The organism is Streptococcus sp. Marseille-P7375 (genome assembly GCF_902460365.1).
GTDB lineage: Bacteria > Bacillota > Bacilli > Lactobacillales > Streptococcaceae > Streptococcus > Streptococcus cristatus_I.
Map to the genome: position 1 here is coordinate 108,013 of NZ_CABPTR010000005.1, position 25,560 is coordinate 133,572.

General features: G+C 47.7%; 16 protein-coding genes. 1 reads left to right on the top strand and 15 read right to left on the bottom strand.

The features are described 5' to 3' along the window. The 15 genes from FZ954_RS10300 to FZ954_RS10375 form a co-directional block, all read right to left on the bottom strand. Positions 1-9,606 (bottom strand): SIALI-17 repeat-containing surface protein, encoded by a 9,606-nt coding sequence (locus FZ954_RS10300; RefSeq protein ID WP_262366252.1) that lies wholly within the window; start codon positions 9,604-9,606, stop codon positions 1-3. Between the two features lie 169 nt (positions 9,607-9,775). Then, positions 9,776-10,852, bottom strand: a complete 1,077-nt coding sequence (locus FZ954_RS10315) for a hypothetical protein (protein ID WP_148878308.1) — start codon at positions 10,850-10,852, stop codon at positions 9,776-9,778. Beyond that, positions 10,839-13,322, bottom strand: a complete 2,484-nt coding sequence (locus FZ954_RS10320) for a phosphoenolpyruvate synthase (RefSeq protein WP_148878309.1) — start codon at positions 13,320-13,322, stop codon at positions 10,839-10,841. Before FZ954_RS10320 ends, FZ954_RS10315 begins: the two co-directional genes overlap by 14 nt. Beyond that, positions 13,322-14,221: a UbiA family prenyltransferase gene (locus FZ954_RS10325; protein WP_125371220.1), complete on the bottom strand. Its 900-nt coding sequence runs from the start codon at positions 14,219-14,221 to the stop codon at positions 13,322-13,324. The genes FZ954_RS10320 and FZ954_RS10325 overlap by 1 nt, the downstream gene beginning before the upstream one ends. Then, positions 14,206-15,078 (bottom strand): phosphatidylserine decarboxylase, encoded by an 873-nt coding sequence (locus FZ954_RS10330; protein WP_148878310.1) that lies wholly within the window; start codon positions 15,076-15,078, stop codon positions 14,206-14,208. Before FZ954_RS10330 ends, FZ954_RS10325 begins: the two co-directional genes overlap by 16 nt. Then, on the bottom strand, positions 15,071-15,703 hold the full coding sequence (locus tag FZ954_RS10335) for a phosphatidylcholine/phosphatidylserine synthase (protein WP_148878311.1): 633 nt from the start codon (positions 15,701-15,703) through the stop codon (positions 15,071-15,073). The genes FZ954_RS10330 and FZ954_RS10335 overlap by 8 nt, the downstream gene beginning before the upstream one ends. After that, on the bottom strand, positions 15,690-18,134 hold the full coding sequence (locus FZ954_RS10340; RefSeq protein ID WP_262366253.1) for a PEP/pyruvate-binding domain-containing protein: 2,445 nt from the start codon (positions 18,132-18,134) through the stop codon (positions 15,690-15,692). Before FZ954_RS10340 ends, FZ954_RS10335 begins: the two co-directional genes overlap by 14 nt. Positions 18,135-18,199: 65 nt before the next feature. Further along, on the bottom strand, positions 18,200-18,790 hold the full coding sequence (locus FZ954_RS10345; RefSeq protein WP_062004287.1) for a CDP-archaeol synthase: 591 nt from the start codon (positions 18,788-18,790) through the stop codon (positions 18,200-18,202). A gap of 359 nt (positions 18,791-19,149) precedes the next feature. Next, positions 19,150-19,593 (bottom strand): D-aminoacyl-tRNA deacylase, encoded by a 444-nt coding sequence (dtd, locus tag FZ954_RS10350; protein ID WP_048765439.1) that lies wholly within the window; start codon positions 19,591-19,593, stop codon positions 19,150-19,152. A gap of 47 nt (positions 19,594-19,640) precedes the next feature. Continuing rightward, a complete protein-coding gene (locus tag FZ954_RS10355; protein ID WP_148878312.1) occupies positions 19,641-21,860 on the bottom strand; it encodes a bifunctional (p)ppGpp synthetase/guanosine-3',5'-bis(diphosphate) 3'-pyrophosphohydrolase in 2,220 nt (739 codons plus the stop codon). A gap of 272 nt (positions 21,861-22,132) precedes the next feature. Then, complete coding sequence (locus FZ954_RS11795; RefSeq protein WP_166492642.1) at positions 22,133-22,273, bottom strand: hypothetical protein; 141 nt, start codon at positions 22,271-22,273, stop codon at positions 22,133-22,135. Positions 22,274-22,563: 290 nt separating this feature from the next. Then, positions 22,564-22,959: a single-stranded DNA-binding protein gene (locus FZ954_RS10360; protein WP_015604291.1), complete on the bottom strand. Its 396-nt coding sequence runs from the start codon at positions 22,957-22,959 to the stop codon at positions 22,564-22,566. Between the two features lie 75 nt (positions 22,960-23,034). Next, positions 23,035-23,661 (bottom strand): YtpR family tRNA-binding protein, encoded by a 627-nt coding sequence (gene ytpR / locus FZ954_RS10365; RefSeq protein WP_148878313.1) that lies wholly within the window; start codon positions 23,659-23,661, stop codon positions 23,035-23,037. Positions 23,662-23,691: 30 nt separating this feature from the next. Continuing rightward, the gene (locus FZ954_RS10370) at positions 23,692-24,006 is read right to left on the bottom strand and encodes a thioredoxin family protein (protein ID WP_148878314.1); all 315 of its coding nucleotides are present in this window, start codon (positions 24,004-24,006) and stop codon (positions 23,692-23,694) included. Next, positions 24,006-24,290 carry a DUF4651 domain-containing protein gene (locus FZ954_RS10375; RefSeq protein ID WP_148878315.1) on the bottom strand — a complete coding sequence of 95 codons (285 nt, stop codon included), beginning with the start codon at positions 24,288-24,290 and terminating at the stop codon, positions 24,006-24,008. Before FZ954_RS10375 ends, FZ954_RS10370 begins: the two co-directional genes overlap by 1 nt. Before the next feature lie 126 nt (positions 24,291-24,416). Here FZ954_RS10375 and pepA point away from each other — a divergent pair, with 126 nt between their 5' ends. After that, a complete protein-coding gene (gene pepA / locus FZ954_RS10380; protein WP_148878316.1) occupies positions 24,417-25,481 on the top strand; it encodes a glutamyl aminopeptidase in 1,065 nt (354 codons plus the stop codon). The last annotated feature ends 79 nt before the right edge of the window (positions 25,482-25,560 follow it).

Consider the following 25,560-nt stretch of genomic DNA (forward strand, 5'->3'; position numbering starts at 1 on the left):
TTATTTGTTAAAGATTGACTGCCTGAAGTCGTCTGTCTCACGAAGATAGGCGTTGTAAATCTTCTTCTTGAGCAGGTTGACCCAGCTAGCTTCAACACGATTTGTCGCATTGGTAATGTTGCGAACATCCTCTGCGACTGCTTCGTCCATTAGCTTCTGCATCTCTGCATAAGAACGAATGGTTACTTGCTTGGTACTGTTAGGATTTCTGAGTTCGTACTCGATGGTGATTGGTTTGAGCTTGGTTAGCTGGTCAATCCGCTCTTGGTACATAGCCTTCTTGAAGGCTGCCCATGAAGCATATTCACCCTTGAATACATTTTCCAAGACCTTCTGGTCGGTCACCAGACCAACATCTCTCCTGAACCAGCCATCCCAAGTTGTCTTACCTTCTGCAGCAGCCTCTTCGGAGAATTTCCCTGAGACATAAGGGACGAATCCTTCATGGTAGCCCTTGGCTGCCAGCAATTCATAGGCTGTGCGACGGAACATGACATCACCCGGCGCCCCATTTGGATTGCTCAAGGCTGAGTAGATTGGCGAGAAGAGGCTGAGACTGAGGTAGCCATTACGCGGATACTGTCCGCTATCCTTATTCTCCCGACGGGTGATGACATCATTGTCAATCAGAGATTCAAAGCTGGTTAGTCGCTTGATTTCCTCAGCAGTAAAGCTGCGGGTCTGGTTACCAGCATGAGTCTCCTTACCATACTTATCTGTAACATAGTAATTCTCCATCTTCCTGAACCACTGAAGCTTAGCGTCATCGCTCTGCTTCAGCATAGAGGTACCTTCTAGGTAATCTAGGGTGTAGATCATGTCAAACATACCATGGACATAGTGCTGCAGGTCTTCTGCATTTTGAACACGTTCCTTGAAGTTATAGGTATGCATCCGTGTCTTAGAGTCCTTGTCTGTCTTGAAGAGGGTATTGAGGGTAATGGTAGGCTCATTTGGACTTGGTGTGGACTGCAAGAGACCACGCGCATAAAGCTCAGCCCCTAGTCCCTCGCGGCGACCATAACCTTCAAAGTAGATCGAACCATCAGAGTTATGCGTCATCTCATGGGTGTAGACAGAGTTCCCATAGTCTTCTAACAAACGAGCAGCATCAAAGTGGGTGACACTTCCCGTAGCATAGGCATTGTATCCCTTACTTGGATACCACTTGCCGGCTGGTCCAAAGAATTCCTGCATAGCTAGTGATTTCTTGTCATTAGCTGAAGCCCAATATCTTTTACCATCCTTGTCAACCAATGAGAATCCATCGTAAACCAGAACAGAACGGAAGAGCTTGTCCTTGCTTTCATCGCTTAGAATCTTATACCAGAAGTCATAGTGGTCACGCTGGTATTCAGCTGTTTTTCTCACTCGGTCTTCGACATATTCAGCTAGCTCTGCATCTGTCCGAACCCTGCCATTGGCATCAAGGCGATAGCGATCATAAGCCCCCATAGAGATGGTAGACATATTGGAGATAGCATAGACGCCCTTCTCAGTCATGGTCAAGAGCGGCAGAAGCATGCCCTTGTGTTCCCAGTTATCTGCAGTAATCTTGTCGTAAACGCCGACAGAATACTTGCTCTTGGCCTTAGCTGCATCCTGAAGCTGTCTAGCTTCTGGCACATCCGACTTGGCCTCAACGATGTAGGCTTTTGTATTGGTCTTGAGCCATTCGTTATTGGTCTTGTCTGGAAGGAAGAGCTGGCGATAGCTTTCCAGATAGTTGAAGAGGCCGCGCTTACCAGTCGCTTCAGAGAGCGAGTTATCGTAGGCTAGATGGTTATTCTTGGCCTTGAGATTTTCAAAACCAGACTGACCAAGTGCAATGATGGTGTCTAGCGTTGAAGCATTATGTTTCCCAAAGAAGTCAAACTTATAGGCCGACAAATCCTTGACATTGCTCTTGTCATAGTTGATATTATACCAACGGTTGAGATAGGTCAGACCCAGCAGGAAGGCTTCCTTATTGACTGTACTCTTCTGAGCTACATAGTCAGCCACGACATCGCCTTCAGTATTGATGGACTTGTCCATAGCCAGAACCTTGCGCAACTCTTCTGCCAACTTGATCTTGACTTGGTCAAAGGCTGTATCCAGATAGAGCTCATCCAGAGAAGCATCCGCATTCACGCCTAAGACCGTTCGCATGGCTGGTGAGTCAAGGACAACCTTGTTCAACTCTGGCAGCACTTGGTTAAGAACCCTGCTATAGTCTGATAGGAAGGTTTCTGGTGTATAAAGGAGGTCTAAGCCATTCACAGTGTACTCTGCGATAGCTTGATGTTTGAAGTCTCCCTTATAGGTCAGATTTAGATAATCAACCGTCTTGTCCTCAAAGTGCAGCATCAGGCGGTTAATCGCAGTCTTGTTGCTATGGATATCGGTGATCATCTGGTCGCTCTTCATCGGAACCACATCCAGCAAGTACTCTCTAGTGAGCTTGTGATGATCTGGAAGTTTATTTCCATAGGCAACGATGGTTTCCTTATTGTAGAATGGCAGGAGTTTTTCCATATTGGCATAGGCTATCAGACGGTCTTCACGAGCATTCTTTTCCTTGCTGTAGTCAACAGTGTGGAGATTGAGATTGCTGTCTTCTAGCGTGGTCGTGATGTCTAGTCTCGCTAGTTTCTCTTCGGCCTCGTCCAAAGTCAGAGTAGAAGTGACAAACTGATCATTGCCTAGAGTTTCGTTTCCTTCAACGGCATAGGCTTCTTTGATGCGATCATTCTTGTAGTCTTGGTCGCCAGAAATGCTGTAAACATTGGTACCGCTGACATTGCTGATAACATTATCAATCAAGCCATTGAAGTAATTGGAGCCGACTACTCCCCCGATTTGACCGTTCTTCGTAGAATTTTGGATCTTTCCAGTCACATAAGAACGGCTGATGCGGGCATTGTCTTCCAAGCGACCAACCAGACCTCCGAAGCGCTGTTCGTTTGTTCGAGCACCTGCTAGAATGATCACATCCGCCATGCTCTGACTGAGCAAGGAATTTCCTCCCTTGAGGTTGGCAACCAAACCGCCGACATTATAAGCCTTGTACTGCTTGTCATTGGCTTGGATAGTTCCCGTAAAGGAGCTGTTGGTGATTTGGCTATTGCTCGCGACAACGACCAAACCAGCTACCTGGGAAGCATTGCCGACTACCGACACTCTACCTTGGGCAGAAACATCCGTGATTCGCGCATTATCTGCACTACGAGCCAATGCAGCAGAGTCATAGGTTCCGACAATATTAACCTCTTTCAGGTCCAGATTAGAAATAGAAGAACCGCTCTTGAGGTTTTCAAACAAAGGCTTGGCTAGATTATAAATCGCATACTGCTTGCCATTGTGATTGCCAGTCAGACTGCCTGTGAAGTTTCCTCGGAGATAGACATAATCCGCAGGTGCCAGGCTTACCTCACTCGCATCCAAATCGGCTCCTAGAACAAAGTTGCCAGCCATATTTTTCTTCATGGCGTCTACCAAACCAGCAAAGCTCGTGTAGACATTTTGCTGACTAGGCACTGCCCTGCTGATATAGAAGTCATAGCCAGACTTGTAGCCTGTTTCGCTCTCTTGCACTAGCTCAGGCAGAGAGACCCTTACCTTATAGACAGCCTTGCCATCCTTCTGGCCTTCTGCCATGCTGTGAACCGGCAGGAGCATGTCCTTGGATTCACTCGATTTGACTTTGACAAAGTAGGTAGACAAGTCCGTAGGTATAGCGGTCATGGAAACGACACGCTTGAACTGGTCCTTTTCTTTTCTGTAAAACTCTGCCGAATCAATATCACGGAAGGAAATCTTCTTGTATTGCAACTCAAAGTTGCGGCTATCTTTTTCAAGGTCAGTCAGGCTGCCAGCATCCAGCTCATAAGTCAGCTTGGTTTTTAGCGTATAGCCTGTATAGTAGTCCAAGTCATCGATTTTCAGACTTCCTGCCACATTGTCAATCGGAAGCGAGCGAACAAGCTGGTCTCCCTTGTACAATTCAGCTATCGCTGAGCGCAAGGATTTTGTCTTGTCTTCCAAGCTGTATTGAACCGTGACCGACTTGTCCTCTGGATTTTCTGTTAGACTTAAGATCGAAACTGTCGGCTTAACCTTAGGCACACCATTTAGAGCTGTCTTGCTTGATGTCAGGCTGGCAAAAGCTTGATTTACCTGCACTTGTGTGGCAGTTTTATTGTTTAGAACTCTTTCTGCCTTGGTCAATTCGTTCGTATAAGCTGCTTTCTTATCTGCATCAGCATTCTTGTATTGGACGGTCGTCTGCACAGTTCTCCCCAAATCATGTTCATTCCGCAAACGCGTTTTGTCCACTTCAAGCCCCTGTAACTGAGCCTTGGCTTGATTGATTTGAGCCACCAGCTGGTCGACTTCCGCTTGACTGGCTTGTGATTGACTCAGAAGCGCTTGACCTGCCACCAAAGCGGTATCATAGGCTGCTTGGTGACTTTGACTATCGTTGAAATAACGAGCCTGAGCCTTGATTTGCTCTGCTTCTGTCAGTAGATTGTGAAGCGAAATCAAGTCGAACTCTTTCAAGGCTTCCACTTGCGGGGCATCACTTGGTACCCTATGCGGTTTCATTGTGCCGACTTTGACAAGCTGAGCAACTGCTGCCCGCGTTTGCTCATTAGAAAGTTTCTGACGGTCAATTTCCTGGCCATTAGAAGTATAGATACGAGTCTTGATGGTACGTTCGCCCTGCACTCCTGGAGTGACGGTTTGGCGGACACCCTGCACAAGTTCATCCGTTTCTTCCTCTCGCGTGGTGAAATCGATTTTCTCTACGCGCGTTTCATCCGTATAGGTCAGCGGATATTCTGGTAAAGCGGACTCTTGCGGAGCGGTGCTCGGCACCATATAGGACTTGGCCGTACCGACTTTGACAACTTGCGTGACTGGAGCTAAAGTTTCCTCGTTGGACAACTCTTGACGAGCTAGTTCTTGGCCGTTGGAAGTATAAACTCGCGTCTTGATGGTACGTTCGCCCTGTACACCTGGAGTGACGATTTGACGAGCGCCTTGGACAAGTTCATCCGTTTCTTCCTCTCGCGTGGTGAAATCGATTTTCTCTACGCGCGTTTCATCCGTATAGGTCAGTGGATATTCTGGTAAAGCGGGCTCTTGCGGCGCAGTGCTCGGTACCATATAGGACTTGGCGGTGCCGACTTTGACAAGCTGTGTGACTGGAGCTAAAGTTTCCTCGTTGGACAATTCTTGACGAGCTAGTTCTTGGCCGTTGGAGCTGTAAACACGAGTCTTGATGGTGCGCTCGCCTGGCACTCCTGGAGTGACGATTTGACGAGCGCCTTGGACAAGTTCATCCGTCTCTTCCTCTCGAGTGGTGAAATCGATTTTCTCTACTCGCGTTTCATCCTTATAAGTCAGCGGATATTCTGGTAAAGCGGGCTCTTGCGGCGCAGTGCTCGGTACCATATAGGACTTGGCGGTGCCGACTTTGACAAGCTGTGTGACTGGAGCTAACGTTTCCTCGTTGGACAATTCTTGGCGGGCAAGTTCTTGGCCGTTGGAGCTGTAAACACGAGTCTTGATGGTGCGCTCGCCTGTCACTCCTGGAGTGACGATTTGACGAGCGCCTTGGACAAGTTCATCCGTTTCTTCCTCACGTGTGGTGAAATCGATTTTCTCTACTCGCGTTTCATCCGTATAGGTCAGCGGATATTCTGGAAGGGCAGATTCTTGCGGAGCGGTGCTTGGTACCATATAGGACTTGGCCGTACCAATTTTGACAAGCTGCGTTACTGGAGCTAAAGTTTCCTCGTTGAACAACTCTTGACGGGCAAGTTCCTGACCGTTGGAAGTATAAATACGAGTCTTGATGGTACGTTCGCCCTGTACACCTGGAGTGACGATTTGACGAGCGCCTTGGACAAGTTCATCCGTTTCTTCCTCTCGCGTGGTGAAATCGATTTTCTCTACGCGCGTTTCATCCGTATAGGTCAGTGGATATTCTGGTAAAGCGGGCTCTTGCGGCGCAGTGCTCGGTACCATATAGGACTTGGCGGTGCCGACTTTGACAAGCTGTGTGACTGGAGCTAAAGTTTCCTCGTTGGACAATTCTTGACGAGCTAGTTCTTGGCCGTTGGAGCTGTAAACACGAGTCTTGATGGTGCGCTCGCCTGGCACTCCTGGAGTGACGATTTGACGAGCGCCTTGGACAAGTTCATCCGTCTCTTCCTCTCGAGTGGTGAAATCGATTTTCTCTACTCGCGTTTCATCCTTTGGCACCAACTCTAACTCAGGAAGTGCATGGACTGGAGCAGTTTCAGGAACTGTGCCATAATTAGTGAGCTCGGGTAACTCGTGTACGGGAGCGTTANAAACACGAGTCTTGATGGTGCGCTCGCCTGGCACTCCTGGAGTGACGATTTGACGAGCGCCTTGGACAAGTTCATCCGTCTCTTCCTCTCGAGTGGTGAAATCGATTTTCTCTACTCGCGTTTCATCCTTTGCAACCAACTCTAACTCAGGAAGTGCATGGACTGGAGCAGTTTCAGGAACTGTGCCATAATTAGTGAGCTCGGGTAACTCGTGTACGGGAGCGTTAGCAGGGACCGTGCCATAGCCAGACAACTCGGGGACTTCGTGCACGGGAGCTTTATCAGGAACGGTGCCATAATCAGTTAGCTCAGGTTTCTCGTGCACGGGAGCATTAGTGGGAACTGTGCCATAATTAGTGAGTTCGGGAACCTCGTGCACGGGAGCAGTATCGGGAACTGTGCCATAATTAGTGAGCTCGGGTTGCTCGTGCACGGGAGCGCTAGCAGGAACGGTGCCATATCCAGGCAACTCGGGTACCTCATGAACCGGAGCGCTATCTGGGACTGTTCCATAGGCAGTTAACTCAGGGACCTCGTGTACAGGAGCACTGTCAGGGACCGTACCATAACTAGTGAGCTCGGGAACCTCGGGAACTGGAGCGGTATCTGGAACTTTGCCATAACTAGTGAGCTCGGGAACTTTATGGATTGGAGCACTAGCAGGAACGGTGCCATAGCCAGTTAACTCGGGTTTCTCATGGACTGGAGCACTAGCGGGAACAGTGCCATAGTCAGTTAACTCGGGAACTTCATGCACGGGGGCGCTAGCAGGGACTGTGCTATAACTAGTAAGCTCGGGAACCTCGTGCACAGGAGCAGTATCGGGAACCGTGCCATAGCCAGACAAATCTGGTTTCTCATGAACTGGAGCTACATCTGGAACGGTGCCATAACTAGGCAACTCAGGCTTCTCGTGCACGGGAGCAGTGTCGGGAACGGTGCCATAGCCAGTGAACTCGGGAACTTCGTGTACAGGAGCATTATCAGGAACTGTACCATAATCAGTGAACTCGGGGACTTCGTGTACAGGGGCATTAGCAGGAACAGTGCCATAACCAGTTAACTCGGGTTTCTCATGCACAGGAGCGCTATCCGGAACAGTGCCATAACTAGTAAGCTCGGGAACCTCGTGCACAGGAGCGGTATCGGGGACCGTGCCATAGCCAGTTAACTCAGGGACTTCGTGTACAGGAGCAGTATCAGGAACGGCGCCATAATTAGTGAGCTCAGGAACTTTATGGATTGGAGCACTAGCAGGAACGGTGCCATAGCCAGTGAACTCGGGAACTTCGTGTACAGGAGCAGTATCAGGAACGGTGCCATAATTAGTGAGCTCAGGTTTCTCGTGCACGGGAGCGCTAGCTGGAACTGTACCATGGTCAGTTAACTCAGGTTTCTCGTGCACGGGAGCGCTAGCAGGTGCTGTACCATAGTCAGTTAACTCGGGGACTTCGTGCACGGGAGCAGTATCGGGAACGGTGCCATAATTAGTGAGCTCGGGAACTTCGTGCACGGGAGCAGTATCGGGAACGGTGCCATAGCCAGTGAACGCGGGAACCTCGTGCACGGGAGCGCTATCCGGAACTGTACCATAGGTAGCCATCTCGGGAACTTCGTGCACGGGAGCAGTATCGGGAACAGTGCCATACTTAGTGAGCTCAGGAACTTCGTGTACAGGAGCGCTATCCGGAACCGTGCCATAATCAGTTAACTCAGGAACTTCATGAACGGGAGCGCTAGCGGGAACAGTGCCATATCCAGACAACGCTGGAACTTCGTGCACGGGAGCACTAGCAGGGACTGTGCCGTAGTCAGACGACTCGGGTTTCTCGTGCACGGGAGCACTATCTGGGACCGTGCCATAACCAGTTAATTCAGGGACTTCGTGGATGGGAGCGCTAGCTGGAACTGTACCATAATCAGTTAGCTCGGGTTTCTCGTGCACGGGAGCGTTAGCGGGAACCGTGCCATAACTAGTGAGTTCGGGAACTTCATGTACAGGAGCACTAGCGGGAACGGTGCCATAACTAGTGAGCTCTGGAACCTCGTGCACGGGAGCGCTATCCGGAACTGTACCATAGTCAGACAACTCTGGAACCTCTTGTACCGGGGCACTATCAGGGACCGTGCCATAACTAGTGAGCTCTGGAACTTTATGGATTGGAGCTTCTTTAGGAACAGCCTTATTTGCTGCAGTCCCGACTAAAACAACTTCTGAAACAGGCTCAGTGGTTACTTGATCGGAAACCTGCTTGCTCTCTACAACTTTTCCCTCAACACTATAGTGACGTGTTACGATCTTGCGAATCCCTGGAATGCCCGCGCGGATCACTCGAGATTGTCCTTCAGCTAAGTCATCTGAATACTGATACTCCGTTTTATAGGGAATTTCTTGAGTCTGGGTCCTTGCTTGACTTGTAAATTGCAGCTCTGGTCGCTCATGAACAGGTGTTTGACGAGCAAATTGTCCTTCTTTAGCAGCAATCTCCTCCCTTTCCTTCTCGGAGAGATAGTCTCCGCCAGCAGGCTGCGCCTCTTTCGGAGCTTCAATATTCTTAGGGCGACTTGCTAACTCTTTCAACTCCTGATCAGGCTGACTAGCTGAGGCTTCCTTTTGCAGAGCTGGAAGCTGAGAATTTCCAGTTTGAGGCAGTTGATGTTGCGCTTCTTTTTTAAGGTAACCAATATACTGGTAGCCAGCAATTTTCAATGGTTCTGGCAACTGATCGCCAACGGCCAAAGTCAGACTTTGATTATAGGCAGCCAAATCCGTACTGCTGATTGCCAAAACAGAAGCTGGCAGAAGTACAGAACCCAAGCCTGTCACAAGTAAAATAGAAGACAGGTATCTCTTGCCATTTTTCCCTCGCGCCAGCACTAAAACAACCAAGGCCAGTCCTGTAGTCGCAAAAGCCGCTCCCAAAAGACCTGACTCCCCTGTCTTAGGGAGCTTTCCTAACAAGCTTTCTTGCTTTGTCGGACGGTAAACCAAATAATAAGCGTCCGAATTTTCCTCCGCAAATTTGGGTAGTTCCTTCACAATAGCAGCTTTTTCAGCCTCAGTCAGATCGCTCTCCACCACATAGTGATACTGAACGACGGTAGACTGATTGGCAGACACTTCCGCTGCCTCAACAGAGCTGACAGCTCCTCCCATTGTGGTACACAAAAAGAAGCTTCCGATAGTAGCGGAAACTAGACCTACAGACAGCTTTCTAAAAGAATAGCGCTGGTATATGTCACCAGTGACTCTTTTTTTAATAAAATTCCCTTTTCTTCATATAATAAGCTAATAAAAATTTTACTGAATTTTACTCAAAATTGCAATCCCTTAGCCTGATAAAATACTTTTCTTTCAGCTATCGAAAAGGTCTCCATTTTAGCGACAAGTAAAAAGCAGATTCTCTGGGAGAGAACCTACTGTTTACAGATCATCCAAGCCCCAAATCCAACTCAAAGAGGCCGTACTCATGCTTGTCCCCTTGCAATTCTGCTGCATAGTGGCGCGTGACGGTATTTTGGTGAATCAGGGCTCCAATAGCTGAAGCCTGTCGCTTCTGTGCTTCTTTAAAAATCGGATAGGCCAAGGCAGAGCCCAAGCCCAAGAATTCTTCATCCACTCCCAGATACATAATCGTATAACGTTTGGCAAAGCGCTTGGTCCAAAAAAGCTTGGCTAGGTTGAGAGGAGTCAGTTTTTGATAAACCAGAGAACCGTAGTCCGGCATGGCAATCAGAAAACCTGCTAGCTTGCCCTCCTTATAGGCCAGTTTAACCATTGAAAAATCAAGAATATACTGGTATTTTTGAAAAATCTGACTGAACTGCTGACTGGAAATAGACCGATAAATCGGAAAATCTTGATAGAGGCGATTGAGGAGCTCAAAAACCTGCAGCGAAGCTTCTTCCCACTCCTGCTTCTTTGGAGAGCAAATAGTGAATCCCGCTTCTTCAAAAGACTCAAAGCGATGAGCCAGCTTGTCCTGATGAGTTTGATTGCTGACCTTGGGATAAAAATTAGACAGATAGCGCTCCTTGAGCTCAAAACCTGCAGCCTGCCACAGCTGAGGATAATAGGCTGGATTATGAGGTTCTCCAGTAAAAGGGACCTCCTCTGTTCCAGTCAACTGCATTCGATAACCCAGCCAAAAACTTGCCTGTACGGGACCAATTATCTTAATCGCTCCGAGACTGCGAGCAAAACCTGCTAAATGTTCTATAAAAGAAGATGCAATCTGTTGGTCATTGATCGACTCGAAAAATCCCAAGTAAGCAGCCTCATCACCTGGATAGAAGGTCAGGAGCCCTCGAATACAAGTCCGACTCTCCTCATAGCCAATAAAAGCATAGGTTTCTAAGTCAGAACTCAGCGGGTGACAGCCCTCAATCAAAGCCAGCTCTTCCTCCTCCGACTGCATGAGGTGGTCTGGCCGGTAAATCTGCTTGGGCAGGGCTAGAAAATCATCCAGCTCTGTCGTATTGGGTTTGACTGGTTTAATTTGCAGCATGGTCTTCCTCCTTGATCAGTCGAATCTTGCCAGTAAGGCCATCCATCTCAATCCAATCACCGTTTTGCAGCTGGCTGCAGGCACCTCTGACATTGACAATAGAAGGAATACCCAACTCGCGGGAAATAATGGCCGTGTGGGAGAGTAAGGACCCCTGCTCGGCAATGACACCCTTGGCTTGGGTCAGAAGATAGACCCAGCCCGGATCGGTCATCTTGGTCACGATAATCCGATCCTGAGCAGACTCAATCTCCTGCACATCCTCCACGACCAAAACCTGGGCCTTAACGCAGCCAGGTGAGCAGCCAATCCCTTGTAAGGCTTGATTGCCCGTATTATGACTGCTGGTGCGGTTTTGCGGTTTCAGATATTTCTCAAAGACCTGTCCAGCAAAAACATAGCGACTAAAGGTTGGCAGTTCCTTATCAGCCTCCAACTTCTCTCGACGCTCGGCTATCAAGCCACTAACATCTCTGGGCTTTCTGGTCAGCTCAAACAATTCTTCCTTTGTCAGATAAAAAACATCGTCAGGCGTAGCCAGCAGCCCTTGATCGGCTAATTGCTGACCCAATGTTCTGAAAATCTGCCGCATCATGCCATAGATTCGTGTTCGGTTTAAGCGAGAACTTTCCCGATATTTAACACCAGTCATGGCTCGCTTGCGAAGAAAATTCGTCCACCAGCCTGATTTTTGCACCTCTTCTTCAAGTTTCTGAGGGGCCAACTTCTTCTCCTCTTGCTGGCACATTTGCAGCAGGAGCTTAAGCAGACGCTCTGGGTGCGTTCGAAAAGTTGAAGTTTCTAACTTCAACTCTTCTGGAGCCCGATCACCAAATTCATGGATAAAATGGACTATTTCTTGGACCAAAGGGTGCTGGCGACTTAGAAAGACTGCTGGGCTTTCACTCGCCATAGCCTGTCTAATCGCTGCATTTTCTTCTGCTTTCAGCTGAGCTGTTAAAGCCTGCAGAGCCAAAGCCGGCCGCATACTTTCAATCTGCTCAATTCCTGCAATCTCAGCCTGAACAGCACCGCCGCGACGCGACTTCTTTAGGAGTCCAGTATAGACAAAAGCATAGAGGTCATTGACCAGCGTAATGTCCCAGTGAGCCAGAATATCCTCTTTTAGCTTGCTGACTAAGGCAATTAAGGTCTCTGCATCTGCATCAGGAGAAAAGCTCGCTTCGTATTCGCGCTGAATCTGGGCAAACTGCTCTTCCAATTGCCACATTTGCTTGGGTGCCGTCCAGAACTCTCGGATGATACGAAGCATGATTTGCAGGCGTTTGAAAGCAGACAGGTGCACTGGCATCTGAGGCACTTCTGTCTCTCTCACTCCCAGCATATCCTGCCAGATTGGAATGATTTTCTTCGAAAAAGGCAGAAGCTGCAGGAGTTGATACCAGCTCTGAATCTGGTAATAAACCCGGCTATTGACCGGCTGCAGCATATTTTGAAAAGTAGCTTCATAGGCAGCCAACTCAGGGGCATCCTTGCCAACCAAACGCTGAGCCAAACTGCGGAAAATGCTGGCATAAGCCTCTTGAATAAAGCTAATAGTCAGAGGGCTGGAAACGCCAGGATAGCTCTCGACAATGTTGCTGTTATCCAGAATAATCCGCTGTCCTTCAGGCAAGGTGGTAATAGGTCGTGCCTGCAAGAGATAGAGCTGCCCATTTGCGAAGGTAAACTCCATATCCATGTAAGGTCCGAAAAGCTGACTTACTTGACCAGCCATGGCCTGTAAGTCCTCAAGTAGTTCCTGCGATACGTCTGGTGAGTTCTCCGTCTGCTCTGTATAAAAGAGCTGGTCCTTGGGATGGAGCGTCACCATGGTTGTAGGAATCTTATCCTCGACAACCTTATTGCCCAAGCCCCGACCGATGACAATGATGTGCTCGTTAAAAATTCCCTTGGGATTAGCTGTAAAGTAAATCCCAGACAAGTCTCCCTCCTGCATGACCTGCACAAGGCAAATCATCTGCGCTTGCTCCAAGGATAGTCCTTGCTCAAACAGATAACCAAGAGCTGACTCCTGATAAAGAGAGAGCAAGGTCGCTTGGATGGCTTCTTTAAGTCCATCTGGCTTCACATTGAGCCGGCTCTCAAACTGACCGGCAAATGATGAAGCCTTCCCATCCTCAATGGTTGCTGATGAGCGAACTGCAAAGCGACAGCCTGTCTGAGAAAACTCCTTGTGGACCCAACTTTCTGCTGCCGTCAGGTCTTCTTGACTAAACTGCTCTCTGGCCCAGTCCTGCAGTTGCTGACTGAGCTGGGACAAGTCTAACTCCCCAGACCGATAAGCTGCTTCCATCCGCTCCAAGTCAGCAGAGCTGGCAGATTTTTGAAAAAAGTCAAAAGCAAACACTGCAAAGTCAGGAATCAGCAAACCAGCAGCCTGCATTTTCAGCAAATGATAGGCCTTGCCTCCAACCCGGTCAAGCCCTGTCTGCTTGATTCTTTTCATCAAAGTACCCCCATCAAGAGATAAACAGCAACGGACAGAACCATGGTCGTCTCCGTGATATAAGTATAACGTTCCACCCGCTCCCGGATATTAAAGCGAGTTGGATCCTTGATAAACTGCTCAAACTGGACGGTCATCCAGATGACATTCAGCACCAAGACTACCACTCCGACATGGGAAATATTCCAGAGGAGAGCGAAATTGGTCAAGATATCCAGCAGAGTCACCACCTCGATAAAGCGAGTGGCTTTTTTGTAGCCAAAAAGCATAGAATAGGTCACATACTCTGTCTCGTCTTTTGGCGCCCGAATCTTACGGCAGACTTCCCAGATCAGACTTGGGAAATACATGGTAAAGGCCAGCAGGACAGTCGGCAGGGACAAGAGAGGCAGATTGTACTTGTAGCAGACAAAAGAGATGGTATAGAGATTCAAAATCATCATGACCGGATTATGGGTCACTAGAGCCAGTGGCAGGGAATTTTGAATCTTGTCACGCTTGAAGAACCAGAAGGACATGAGAGTTCCGTAGATATAGAGAAAGAGGAACCAGCCGATATTGTTCATAAAGAGGACATTGAGGAGTACAGAGACAGCTACGATAAAGCTGAGGGCAACAGCCAAGTCCTTCTTTTTCACTCGTCCAGATGGCAGAGCCCGATGAGGAAAGAGGCGTCGGTCGGTCTCGTAGTCCTTGAAATCATCCGCAATCCGCAGAATCATCAGAAAGACAAAAATCGTAAAAATCCCAATCAACTCCTGATGGTCAAAGTGAAACTTGGTCACTCCGTCATTGAGCAGAAGGACAAAATAAATCTCAAAAAACATGATGGCAGCCACAAAAAAGCGCGGCAGCAAAGGAAACATTTCCTTATAATAAACAGCTAATCGTTTAAACATAGCTTTTCTCCAATCTTTTCCCCCATTTGAATTTGGGTTTCTATTCCGAGGTCTGAGTAAGTCAGAATATCCTGATCCAAGCGAATCATGCCTGCTGGATAGAGGACAAGAATGGTTGAGCCGCCCAGACCAAAGCAGCCCTTCTCCTGTCCCCTGACCAAATGGTCCTGACTGTGATTGTATATTCTTCCGACCAAGAGAGCCCCTACTTCCATCTGCAGGACAGGTCCTAGGTCGGTATCTAAAAGACAGTATTCTCTTTTATTTTCCTTGTAAATCAAACGCCGCCTCTGGGCTACCTGCCTGACCGTATGCAGGCGTCCCTTGATTTTCCGTCTTTTGGTAATTCTGCCAGATTCAGTAGCTAGATAGCGGTGCAGGTCTTCCACTCCCAAGCGATAGACCAGCGCTGTTCCGCCACTAAACAGCTGAACCAACTCCTCATCCAGCAGTAAGTCAGCTAGCCTATACATCTGCCCCTTTATCGTCAGCTGCAAGTCCTGACTGATGGTAAAAGCCTCTAGCTTGGCATCCGCAACTGCCAGTACTTGACTGTCAGGGCAGACAGGACGCAGAGCTGGCTTGATTTTCCTCTGGAAGAAAGCCGCGAAGCTAGGATAGGGGCCATCTTCATAGTCAGCCAGATTCAGCTGATAATTTTCTACAAAAGCTGCTATTTTCTTGCGAGAAAAAAGAGTATAGTCTTTCAAAGTCAGAAGATAAGACAGGCTAGATTGGGTCAAGAAAGGCAACAAGATGCGGCCCCAAGCAGTACCATAAAGCTTATCTAACAGCTCCGCCTTATATTCTGTCGGTTCCACTACTTGGCCAGTCTTTCTCTGATAGACCTTAACCATGGGGGAGAACCCCCAGACCAATCAGACTTGCAACAGCTAAAATCGCGAAAGCTAGATAGGCCAGCTTATTAGGCTTGGGAATGCGGCAGTTGTAGACAAATAGGAAGGTCAGCAAAAGAGACAAGCCCAGCCATACCCAAGCAAAGAGACCAGGCGCCAGCCATTGACAGACCAGATAGGTCAGAGGGAAAAAGAGGGCGCTGTAGGTCACGGGCAAGCCGATAAAATAAGAGCCAGATCCTTCATCATGCTTGGCCAAGCGATTAAAATGAGCCAAGCGCGTAACTGCAGCTAAGACATAAAGGACAGCCAAGATGATATTGGCCGCTCCCAAGGGCAGCTGGGTCATGAGGAGCACCGCCGGAAGAGCCGCAAAGCTAATCATGTCGCAGAGCGAATCAATCTCAATGCCGAAGCGCTTCTGACTTTCAGTCCGCTTCATCCGCCGCGCCACTACACCATCAAAGAGGTCACAGATACCGCTAACGATAAAGGCCATCATGGCTAGTCGCAGCTGGGACTGAATGATGGCATAGACTGCCAACAGTGCAAAAGCAGCGCCCATATAGGTTAGGATAACAGATTTGTCGTATTCACCGATAAACAAAGGTTCATTCTTCTTCATGAATTCTTATTTCTCCTCTTCTTCCATCTAAAGTTACCATCATACCAGTTTCAAGTAGCTGAGTTGCATTCTTAGCGCAAACCAGAGCTGGAATCCCGCATTCCCGAGCGACAATGGAGGCATGGCAAAGAACCCCGCCATACTCTGTCACAAGACCGCCTAGAATACCGAAAACATAACTCCAGCCCGTATCTGTATAGCGTGTGACAAGGATTTCTCCCGGTTCAATCGTCTCAATATCAGCCAAATCCAAGAGAACTCGAACCCGACCGGTTACCTGACCGCTACTGGCTGGCATTCCCGTCAGCAGGGTCCGACTGTCACGAGTCACCTCTTCCAAGCTCATCTCTTTGTCGGTCAAATCACCCACTGGCTCAAAATTCCGATAGGCCTGGCAATAATGCTGATTATCAGCAGCCTCTTCTTGAAGCTGGTCAGCAGTCTTTTGCCCTTCCATAAAGGAAGTGAGACTTTCTTTCTTAATGTAAAAAATATCTTGTTTATTTTTCAGAAAGCCTCGCTTTTCATAGGCTCGGCCAAGTTTAAGGCTAATCTGGCGAATGAGGTGGTAATAGCGCGTGGAAATATCCTTGAACTCCTCCCGCCACCAGAGCAAGTTCCGCAGGTCTTGACTGATTTTTTCTATCTTTTTCTGCTTGGTTCGAGATAGATGAGCAAGATCTAGCTCAGACTCTGAGACAGGACTAAGCGAAGCTTTGGCCGCTTGGTAATACGCTGAATCAGCAACTAACTGCTGGACCGCTGTCAACACCTGATGAGCATCTTCTTCGTAACTAGCTACTCGCAAGTCCAGCTCCCGTGCCGAGTGATAGCCAAAATCCTTTTGAAAATCCTGAACCTTGATGAAATCCGTTCGCTCAGGATATTGTGCAGCCAGCTGATGCAACTCTTCCACCGATAGCTTCAGCCAGTTGTCTGTCAGATTTTTATCTGTCAAAATAAGATCCGCAGCTTCCAGCATCCTAGCCAAAGGCTTGGTATGCGAAACATTTCCCAACTTTGCAATTAGTTGGAAAAATTCATTAACCGTCAGCCATTTGAGCAGACTGGTCTTTTTCATAGACAGCTGAACCGTATTGATGTAGGCCTGCCAGAAATAAGTTCCCTCACTGTCTAAATAAGCCTGATTTAGCACCAACTGCCAAAGACTCTCGACCTGCTGCAGCGGGCTTTGGTCGTTCAGTTCTCGTATTTCTTGATTCAGACTGGTAAATTGCTGGCGCAGCTCTTGTAGCTTGTCTGGCGCCTGATGCAGAAAAGTCTTAGTTACTTTTTGCGTTTTCAAGGCTACCCGCAGGAAATTTAAGATCAAGGCTGGACTTAATTTGCTGGTAAAACCTTGACCTTGGTAGTCTTTATTGACTCCCAGCTCATCATCAAAGTCTCGCTCAATATAGCCCGGAATCTGCTCCATGCCTTGCTTAACCACGCCTAAGTTCCAGAAAGGCCGAGCATAATGGAGACGCATCAGCGGCGGCATCACACCTTCAGGCTCTAGGCCAATTGCCAACAAAAAGCTGGAGAGTGCCTCTTGCCAAGAATGGCGATAAAGGCTCCACATCAGGTTTGGACAGGGCTGGGCCGCCACGCCTCCATCTCGAAAATTTGCCGTTGTCCAGCGGCCACTGTCGATTTTAGTTGGTACTGTCGTAATAGGCCGAGCTTGCAGTAGATAGACTTGCTCTTGGACAGCACACCACTCAATATCCATCGGCCGACCAAAATACGCCACAATCTCCAAAACCTGCTCGTGCAGCTTCTGCAAGACTGCCAGAGGGATTTCAAGCTCTTCAAACTGGCTCCAGTCCGGCTTGTACCAAGGAAGTGTCAGCTGCTCAGGATTAACTTGACCGCTAACCAAGCTCTCAGCTGAGCCTTTTACATACTCTAACAGCATGATCTGGTCCTGATTAGTCGCCACATCTAGGGAAAAGCAGACACCGCTGAAGTCAGGCTCTATCTGCTCCTGAATCAGCACTGCCATGGCAAAATCCTGCTCAGGCAAACCCTGGCGCTGCCAGTAGGCCAAAGCTTCTGGATTAAAGAGGGAAAGCAGACAAGAACGAATGCCCTGCTCGATTTCTGAGAGCGATTGGCAGTTGCCAATCGAGTCATATTGGCCGGCAAATGACATGGCCTGTCCATCTTCTAATAGGGCACTGCTGCGAACGATATAAGTTTGATTTTTCTGACAAAAAGCTGCTAACTCCTGTAGCCAAGCTGGATTCAAGGGATAATGCTGCAAACGCTCCGCAATTTCCTCTTTGCGCAAATGAATTAGTTCTTTAAGTCCCTCTTTTGAGTATTCTGGCAGAGCTACGCTTAGCCAAGCCATTACTTGGTCCGCCGGCAAAATCAGCCCCTTAGGAACCGAAAACCCCAGCTGACAGAGGTTGATTAACTGATTGATTTTACCGCCATAGACGGTCTAAGGCTCTTTTTCCAGCCATAGTTCTTTCATCAAAAACTCCCATTTCACATACGATTTTTTCTAAGCCTAGCCCAGTAGAGCAGACGATTGACTCCTAGATGCGTGCCCGCCCCTAGAATAAGTATGCCTAGCATCTGCTGCCAAGACAGAGGAATATAGAAAAGCAAAATAATAATACAGCCTATCAAGGAATCAATCTGGTCTATCCAGATAAAGGTCCATTTCCAGCCATTCTCCGCCGTCTTGCCCTCTCTGATTTCCAAACGGCGCTTGATAAAACTATTGGGCAGCTCAAACAAAACATAAGCCAGCCCCAAAAGTGCTCCAAGCACCAGATTAAAGAGCACGGTATTTTCGTAAAAAGCATAGACCAAGTGCAGCGTCTCTAAGGTAGAAATGCTCTTTAAGAGCAATCCCCAGAAAATCTGAGCCAAAGCTCCCCAGACAATCATGCCCAAGAAACCTTTCCAGGTCTTGTTAGCCCCAAAAAGCCTCTTCCCGTCCTTTAAAATTAGCCCAGCATCCATGGGTCGATAAGCCGCCTCTAGCAGTGAAGACTTGCAAAAGATCATATTCAGTACTCCAGCCAGAATGACCGGCATCAGGGTGACATACAAGGCAAGAATCGAGCGCATATTATTTCCTATTCTTTTTATGAAGATCAGTCTGAAAAAATCAAGAGACTCCTCAAACTTATATATATCATTATACCATAAGTCGTAAAGCCCCTTTCCAATAAGCCCTAGACATCTGTCGCATCTGACAAGGAGCAACGCTTGACTGCCCTTCCGCTCTATCAACTCCAAAGCTGCCTGCTAGAATAATATCGCCTTTAAACCACACAAAAAGCCTCATAAGAACTTCTAAGGAAACCAGCATCTGGTTTATTAAAAGTTACTTATGAAGCCTATGAAATGCGCCTTGTCTCTAGGAAAGAAGTAAACTATTTTTGCTTGGTCTTAAACCACTAACCTTCAAAAGGCGCGCAATTCCTTCATCGATTTTTGGTGTCAAGCAAAATAGTCACTGGGCCATCATTTACCAATTCTACCTGCATATCTGCTCCGAACACGCCCGTCTTGACTGGCACTTGCTCAGCTAACAGCTGGTTAAACTTGTCATAAAAAGGACTAGCCATGTCCGGCTTGGCTGCACCTGTGAAGGCTGGCCGATTTCCCTTCTTGGTATCTGCATGGAGCGTAAATTGGGAAATGGAAAGAATCTCCCCTCCAATATCTTGAACAGAAAGATTCATCTTATCTTCCGCATCGGAAAAAATCCGCATATTGACAATCTTCCTGACCGCGTAGTCCATATCTTCCTGACTATCATCAGGCCCGACACCTACTAAGAGCAAAAGACCTTGTTCAATGCTGCTGTGCAGCTGCTGGTCAATACTGACTTGAGCACGTTTGACACGCTGAATGACAATTTTCATATCTTTTCCTTTATTTCTGACTACTATCTACTCTGACAGGCTCGCACTTAGCCATTGGTCCGTTTGACCGAATACACCTCTGGTACGCTCTTGATCTTATCCACCACCGTCGTCAGCATGGACAGGTTGGCAATACCAAAAGAAACATGGATATTAGCAAATTTCATGTCCTTAGTTGGCTGGGCATTAACCGTTGAGATATTTTTGGTGGTATTAGACAGCACCTGCAACACATCGTTAAGGAGGCCAGACCGATTGAGACCATAAATGTCAATGTGGGCCGTGTACTCTTTAGTCGAATTATTTTCTTCCCATTCCACATCAAGCAAGCGCTGCTCATAATTTTCCTGGGCCTTAAGATTCATGCAGTCTTGCCGATGGATGGCCACGCCGCGTCCTTTGGTAATGTAACCAACAATATCGTCACCAGGCACAGGATTACAGCACTTGGCAATCCGAATAAGGAGACCAGACGCCCCCTGAATGACCACACCGCCTTCGTGCTTGACCTTAAGGGTGTCTTTTTTGTTCTCGACCTTAACTTCACCGCCCTTGACCAATTCCTCCGCCTCTGCTTTGGCCTTGGCCCGCTCTTCTTCACGGCGCTCTTTTTCTGTCAAACGATTGAAAATACTAATAGCACCGATCTCACCGAAACCAATTGCCGCAAAAAGCGCTTCTTCGGTCTTATAGCTGGTTTTTTGCAGCACTTCTTCCATGTGCTTCTTGTCCATGTACTTATTGGCTACATATCCATTCTCCTGAAATTGAGCCTGCAAGAGCTCCCGTCCTTTAGAGATAGATAGCTCCTTGTCTTGATTTTTAAAGAATTGACGGATTTTATTTCTGGCCTTGCTGGTCTTGACGATATTGAGCCAGTCACGGCTCGGTCCAAAGGAGTTGGCATTGGTGATGATTTCCACCTGATCCCCAGTCTTCAGCTTGGTATTGAGCGGCACCATGCGACCATTGACCTTGGCTCCTGTCGCCTTCTCCCCGACCTTGGTATGGATCTCATAGGCAAAATCAATGGGGCCTGAGTCCTTAGGCAAAGAACGCACTGCTCCATCCGGTGTGAAGACATAGATTTCCTCCGCCAGGTAGCTTTCCTTAACCGAATCAACAAACTCCTTGGCATCACCAGACTGATTCTGCAATTCCATCAATTCCTTGATCCAATTCATCCCGATGGCAGATTCCTTGCCGTCAACCTGACCCTTAATTCCTTTTTTATAGGCCCAGTGAGCAGCGACCCCGTATTCTGCCACTTCGTGCATTTCCTTGGTCCGAATCTGAAACTCAATCGGACCTTTAGGACCGTAAACGGTCGTATGGATGGACTGGTAGCCGTTGGCCTTGCGATTGGCAATATAATCCTTGAAACGCCCCGGCATGGGTTTCCAAAGCTCATGGATGTAGCCCAGCATGGCATAGACATCACTGTGAGTGCTCAAAATGCAACGAATGGCAATCAGATCGTAGATCTCATCAAATCGCTTCTTCTTGTCCTGCATTTTGCGGTAGATGGAGTAAATATGCTTGGGACGACCATAAATCTTCCCATGCAGATTGCGCTCACCCGCGTAGGTTTCAATCTTGTGGACAACTTCCTCTACCAGAGCCTCCCGCTCTCGACGCTTCTCCTTCATCATGTGGGAGATTTTATAAAACTCCGTTGGATTGAGATAACGGAAAGACAAGTCTTCCAATTCCCATTTGACACTGGAAATCCCCAAACGATGAGCCAGAGGAGCATAGATTTCCATAGTTTCCTGCGAGATCCGCTCTTGTTTGTCTGGTCGTAAATGATTCAGAGTACGCATATTATGCAGACGGTCAGCCAGCTTGACCAAGATAACCCGAAGGTCTTCTGACATAGCCATGAGCATCTTGCGATGATTTTCCGCCAACTGTTCTTCGTGAGACTTGTATTTGACTTTCCCAAGCTTGGTCACACCATCCACAATCACGCGCACATCATGACCAAATTCCCGCTCCAGATCATCCAAGGTCGCCGCCGTATCCTCTACGACATCATGCAAAAAACCACAGGCTACTGAAACAGCATCCAGCTTAAGCTTAGCTAAAATTCCTGCCACTTGAATCGGATGGACGATATAGGGCTCTCCCGACTTACGAGTTTGCCCGCTATGGCATTCCATCGCATAGATCAACGCTTTTTGAACAAAAGCCACATCCTCTGCAGCTAAATATTTTTTTGTTAGGGCTACAACCTGATTCCCCGTTAAATTTTCTTCTTTTGGCATGCACTCTCTCCGCTTTCTTGCCTACTATTTTAACATTTTTAAATCAATATGAAAACCAAGAGGACTAGAATATCAGGGAGACGCTAGGATGGTACTAAAGTTTCAAACATCCAGCGTACCTCCCTGTTGCTGAGCTCAGTATTAAAAACTTTCCTAGAGCGATAAACAGTCCCAGCCCTGCAAAGCTGCACAACAATCCATGGCTATTGAGCAAGCGGCTACAGCGTCAAGGATCTCTTTCTAATAAAAAGCGAGGTCGAGACACTTTTGTCTCAACCTCCGTGATGAAAATGATGTACTTTCTCCATATGAGCTATATCTTTTAGAAACTCATAATAGGCATAGATGAGGTAACCAGCAGAGACCACACCCAAAATAGCTATTGATACTTCAAATAAGGTAGACAAAGACATGATAAACCTCCTCTCCTTATTTCAAACTGCAATGTGCAAAGCGACCATTAGCGGCTGTTTCGTTCCCGATTTTTTCCTTTCTAGCCTGCCTCTGGATTCACCTTTATTATACCAAATTTAAGAAAGGAAAACAATGAAAATCCCTTTATAAAAATACTTTTTCAGGCTTGATGAAGCAAATGATCTGCTTCAGTTGTCCATTTCTCCACCTACTCTTTAATCAAAAAAGCTAGGAATACTTTCCTAACTTTCTTTTTTATCAAGGAACTCTCAGATCAGTCAGTTCGTTCTTAAAAAGGGAGCTCTTCTTCTTCCAGTACCAAATCTGCCAGATCGGCTCCAGTATTATTCTCACGGAGTGCTCTCTGAGCTCGGCTTTCTAAAAGCTGAAAACCACTGCAAAGAACTTCTGTCACATAATGAGTGGTTCCATCCTTTTCATAGCGGCGGCTCCGCAATTCTCCATCCAGAGAAATCAGACTCCCCTTACTAGCGTAACTTGCCAAGGTTTCAGCCAAGCGCCCCCAGACAACAAGGTTGATAAAATCCGCTTCACGCTCTCCATTTTGGCTCTTATACCGGCGATTCACAGCCACTGTCGCACGCGCGACCGACTTGTCGTTTGCAGTCTTGTGCAGTTCAGGTGTAGCCGTCAGCCGGCCAATGATGATGACTTTATTATACATATTCTTTCCTCCTATCTATTTATTCGCGAGAAAAGACAAAAAAATCGTGAAAATCACGATTTCCTTTAGTAAGTCTTAAGATTGCCAGTGTTTAGCTGGGTCAAAGGCCGTTCCGACCGTTTCATTATCCGCCAATTCAATGATACCACGTTTCTGCGGTGCATTTGGCAGCTGGAGCTCCCGTGGGCTGCACATCATACCAAAACTCTTTTCGCCACGGAGTTCTCCTGGAAAGATGAGATTGCCCTTCGGCATCATAGCACCAGGCAAGGCCACGATCGTCTTGAGGCCGACACGTGCATTCGGAGCACCAGCCACGATTTGAACTGTCTTGTCGTCTGCCACCTGCACCTGACAAATATTGAGGTGGTCACTGTCAGGGTGGGCTACCATCTCAAGGATTTCTCCCACAACAAACTTAGGTTCTGAGTCCTTAACCAGCTCAGCTGGGAAACCTTCTTTGGTCAATTCTTGGTTGAGAATCGCAACTTGCTCATCTGTCAGCTGAACTTGTCCGCGCTCTGCAATTTCAAAAAGATTTGACAGCTCAAAAATATTCCAAGCTACTGTCTGTCCATTATCTTCGCGGTAAACACGCGCTACATTCCCTTTGCGCTCAACGCTTAGTTTGGCTCCCTGATCATCAGCAACGATGACCATCAGGACATCTCCGACATGCTCTTTGTTGTATGTAAAAATCATTTCTTCCTCCAAAAATACTTTTAAAACTTCTTATAAACTCGCTAAAAAATCATTGATTTGACTCTTGGTCTTACGGTCGCGATTGACATAGCGACCAAGCTCTCGTCCATCTTCCACAACAACCAGACTAGGAATCCCATAAACATCCCATTTTTGGGCCACAGCCATATACCGATCCCGATCCACCTCGACAAAGGTGAAGTCAGGATTCTCCGCTTCTATCTCTGGCAGAAAAGGCTTGATGAAACGACAATCTCCGCACCAATCTGCTGTGAAAAAGAAGACAGTCTTTTCCTTATGCTCCACATAAGAAGCTAGCTCTTCCATACTTTGCGGCCGAATCATCACTCTTCCTCGTAGGTCAACTGACCATTTTCATAGACGAAAGTGAAATGGCGGTCGTCTTCTAGGACAACCCCTCCAACAGTGCGGCTGTCAGTTGATTCATAAAGTTCCACATAGACCGTTGCAATCGGTCCTCGGCTGGCAAAAAATTCCCGCACGACCTGAACAATTTCTTCTCTATTACGCAGTCTTTTCTGCTCCTGCACAAGCTTGGCAGCTCCAAAGGCCACGGCTCCCGCTCCCAAGAGAGCGGTTGTCGTTAAAATGATTTTTTTAGATTTCATGTAGAATATTTTAACACAAAAGCGCAGAGGCGACAAACAATATTACAGATTTCTCAGCTTCTTTTAGTTCATCCTGTTCTTCCCTCTAAAAAAGTGATAAAATAGAATCAGAAAGAAGGTAAACTTATGTCTGATTTATTTTCAAAAATCAAGGAAGTGACTGAGCTCTCAGCCATCTCTGGTCACGAGGCACCTGTCCGCAGCTATCTGCGCGAAAAAATCACTCCTCATGTTGATGAAGTCGTTACCGACGGTCTAGGCGGCATCTTTGGAGTTCGGCATTCCCAAGCTGAAAATGCTCCCCGCGTTCTGGTTGCGGCTCACATGGACGAGGTTGGCTTCATGGTCAGCGAGATCAAGCCCGACGGGACTTTCCGTGTAGTAGAAATCGGTGGCTGGAATCCGCTAGTCGTGAGCAGTCAACGCTTCAAACTCTTCACCCGCGAAGGACGAGAAATCCCTGTCATCTCAGGCTCTGTCCCTCCTCATCTGACGCGCGGATCTGGCGGACCAGTTATGCCACAGATTGCAGATATTGTCTTTGACGGTGGCTTTGCGGATAAGGCGGAAGCTGAAAGCTACGGCATCCGTCCAGGAGACACGATTGTACCAGACAGCTCTGCCATTCTCACAGCTAACGGTAAAAATGTCATCTCTAAAGCCTGGGACAACCGCTACGGCGTCCTTATGGTCAGCGAATTGGCTCAAGCCTTTTCTGGTCAACCACTAAACAGCCAACTCTATGTCGGTGCCAATGTTCAAGAAGAAGTTGGCCTGCGTGGTGCCCATGCTTCAACGACAAAATTTGCTCCTGAGGTCTTTCTGGCTGTGGACTGTTCCCCAGCGGGCGACATCTACGGCGGTCAAGGGGCCATCGGCGACGGAACGTTGATTCGTTTCTTTGATCCCGGTCATCTCATGCTGCCAGCTATGAAGGACTTCCTCTTGACAACTGCTGAGGAAGCTGGCATCAAGTATCAATATTACTGCGGCAAGGGCGGAACGGATGCTGGTGCTGCCCATCTCCAAAGCGGTGGCGTACCATCTACCACTATTGGTGTCTGCGCCCGCTACATTCATTCCCACCAAACCCTCTATGCCATGGACGACTTCCTGCAAGCCCAAGCTTTCTTGCAAGCGCTGGTCAAAAAGCTGGATCGCTCAACCGTGGACACGATTACCAACTACTAATTTCGAGAAGCAGCCCGTTCTTCATCCGGGCTGCTATCTATTTTATCTAATATAATCTCTTTTAATTTTCCAATTTAAA

Coding starts and splice junctions, on each gene's coding strand:
- FZ954_RS10315 (WP_148878308.1), bottom strand. CDS start 10,852: ATGCTGCAAATTAAACCAGTCAAACCCAATACGACAGAGCTGGATGAT.
- FZ954_RS10320 (WP_148878309.1), bottom strand. CDS start 13,322: ATGAAAAGAATCAAGCAGACAGGGCTTGACCGGGTTGGAGGCAAGGCC.
- FZ954_RS10325 (WP_125371220.1), bottom strand. CDS start 14,221: ATGTTTAAACGATTAGCTGTTTATTATAAGGAAATGTTTCCTTTGCTG.
- FZ954_RS10330 (WP_148878310.1), bottom strand. CDS start 15,078: ATGGTTAAGGTCTATCAGAGAAAGACTGGCCAAGTAGTGGAACCGACA.
- FZ954_RS10335 (WP_148878311.1), bottom strand. CDS start 15,703: ATGAAGAAGAATGAACCTTTGTTTATCGGTGAATACGACAAATCTGTT.
- FZ954_RS10345 (WP_062004287.1), bottom strand. CDS start 18,790: ATGCGCTCGATTCTTGCCTTGTATGTCACCCTGATGCCGGTCATTCTG.
- dtd (WP_048765439.1), bottom strand. CDS start 19,593: ATGAAAATTGTCATTCAGCGTGTCAAACGTGCTCAAGTCAGTATTGAC.
- FZ954_RS10355 (WP_148878312.1), bottom strand. CDS start 21,860: ATGCCAAAAGAAGAAAATTTAACGGGGAATCAGGTTGTAGCCCTAACA.
- FZ954_RS11795 (WP_166492642.1), bottom strand. CDS start 22,273: ATGTCTTTGTCTACCTTATTTGAAGTATCAATAGCTATTTTGGGTGTG.
- FZ954_RS10360 (WP_015604291.1), bottom strand. CDS start 22,959: ATGTATAATAAAGTCATCATCATTGGCCGGCTGACGGCTACACCTGAA.
- ytpR (WP_148878313.1), bottom strand. CDS start 23,661: ATGATTTTTACATACAACAAAGAGCATGTCGGAGATGTCCTGATGGTC.
- FZ954_RS10370 (WP_148878314.1), bottom strand. CDS start 24,006: ATGATTCGGCCGCAAAGTATGGAAGAGCTAGCTTCTTATGTGGAGCAT.
- FZ954_RS10375 (WP_148878315.1), bottom strand. CDS start 24,290: ATGAAATCTAAAAAAATCATTTTAACGACAACCGCTCTCTTGGGAGCG.
- pepA (WP_148878316.1), top strand. CDS start 24,417: ATGTCTGATTTATTTTCAAAAATCAAGGAAGTGACTGAGCTCTCAGCC.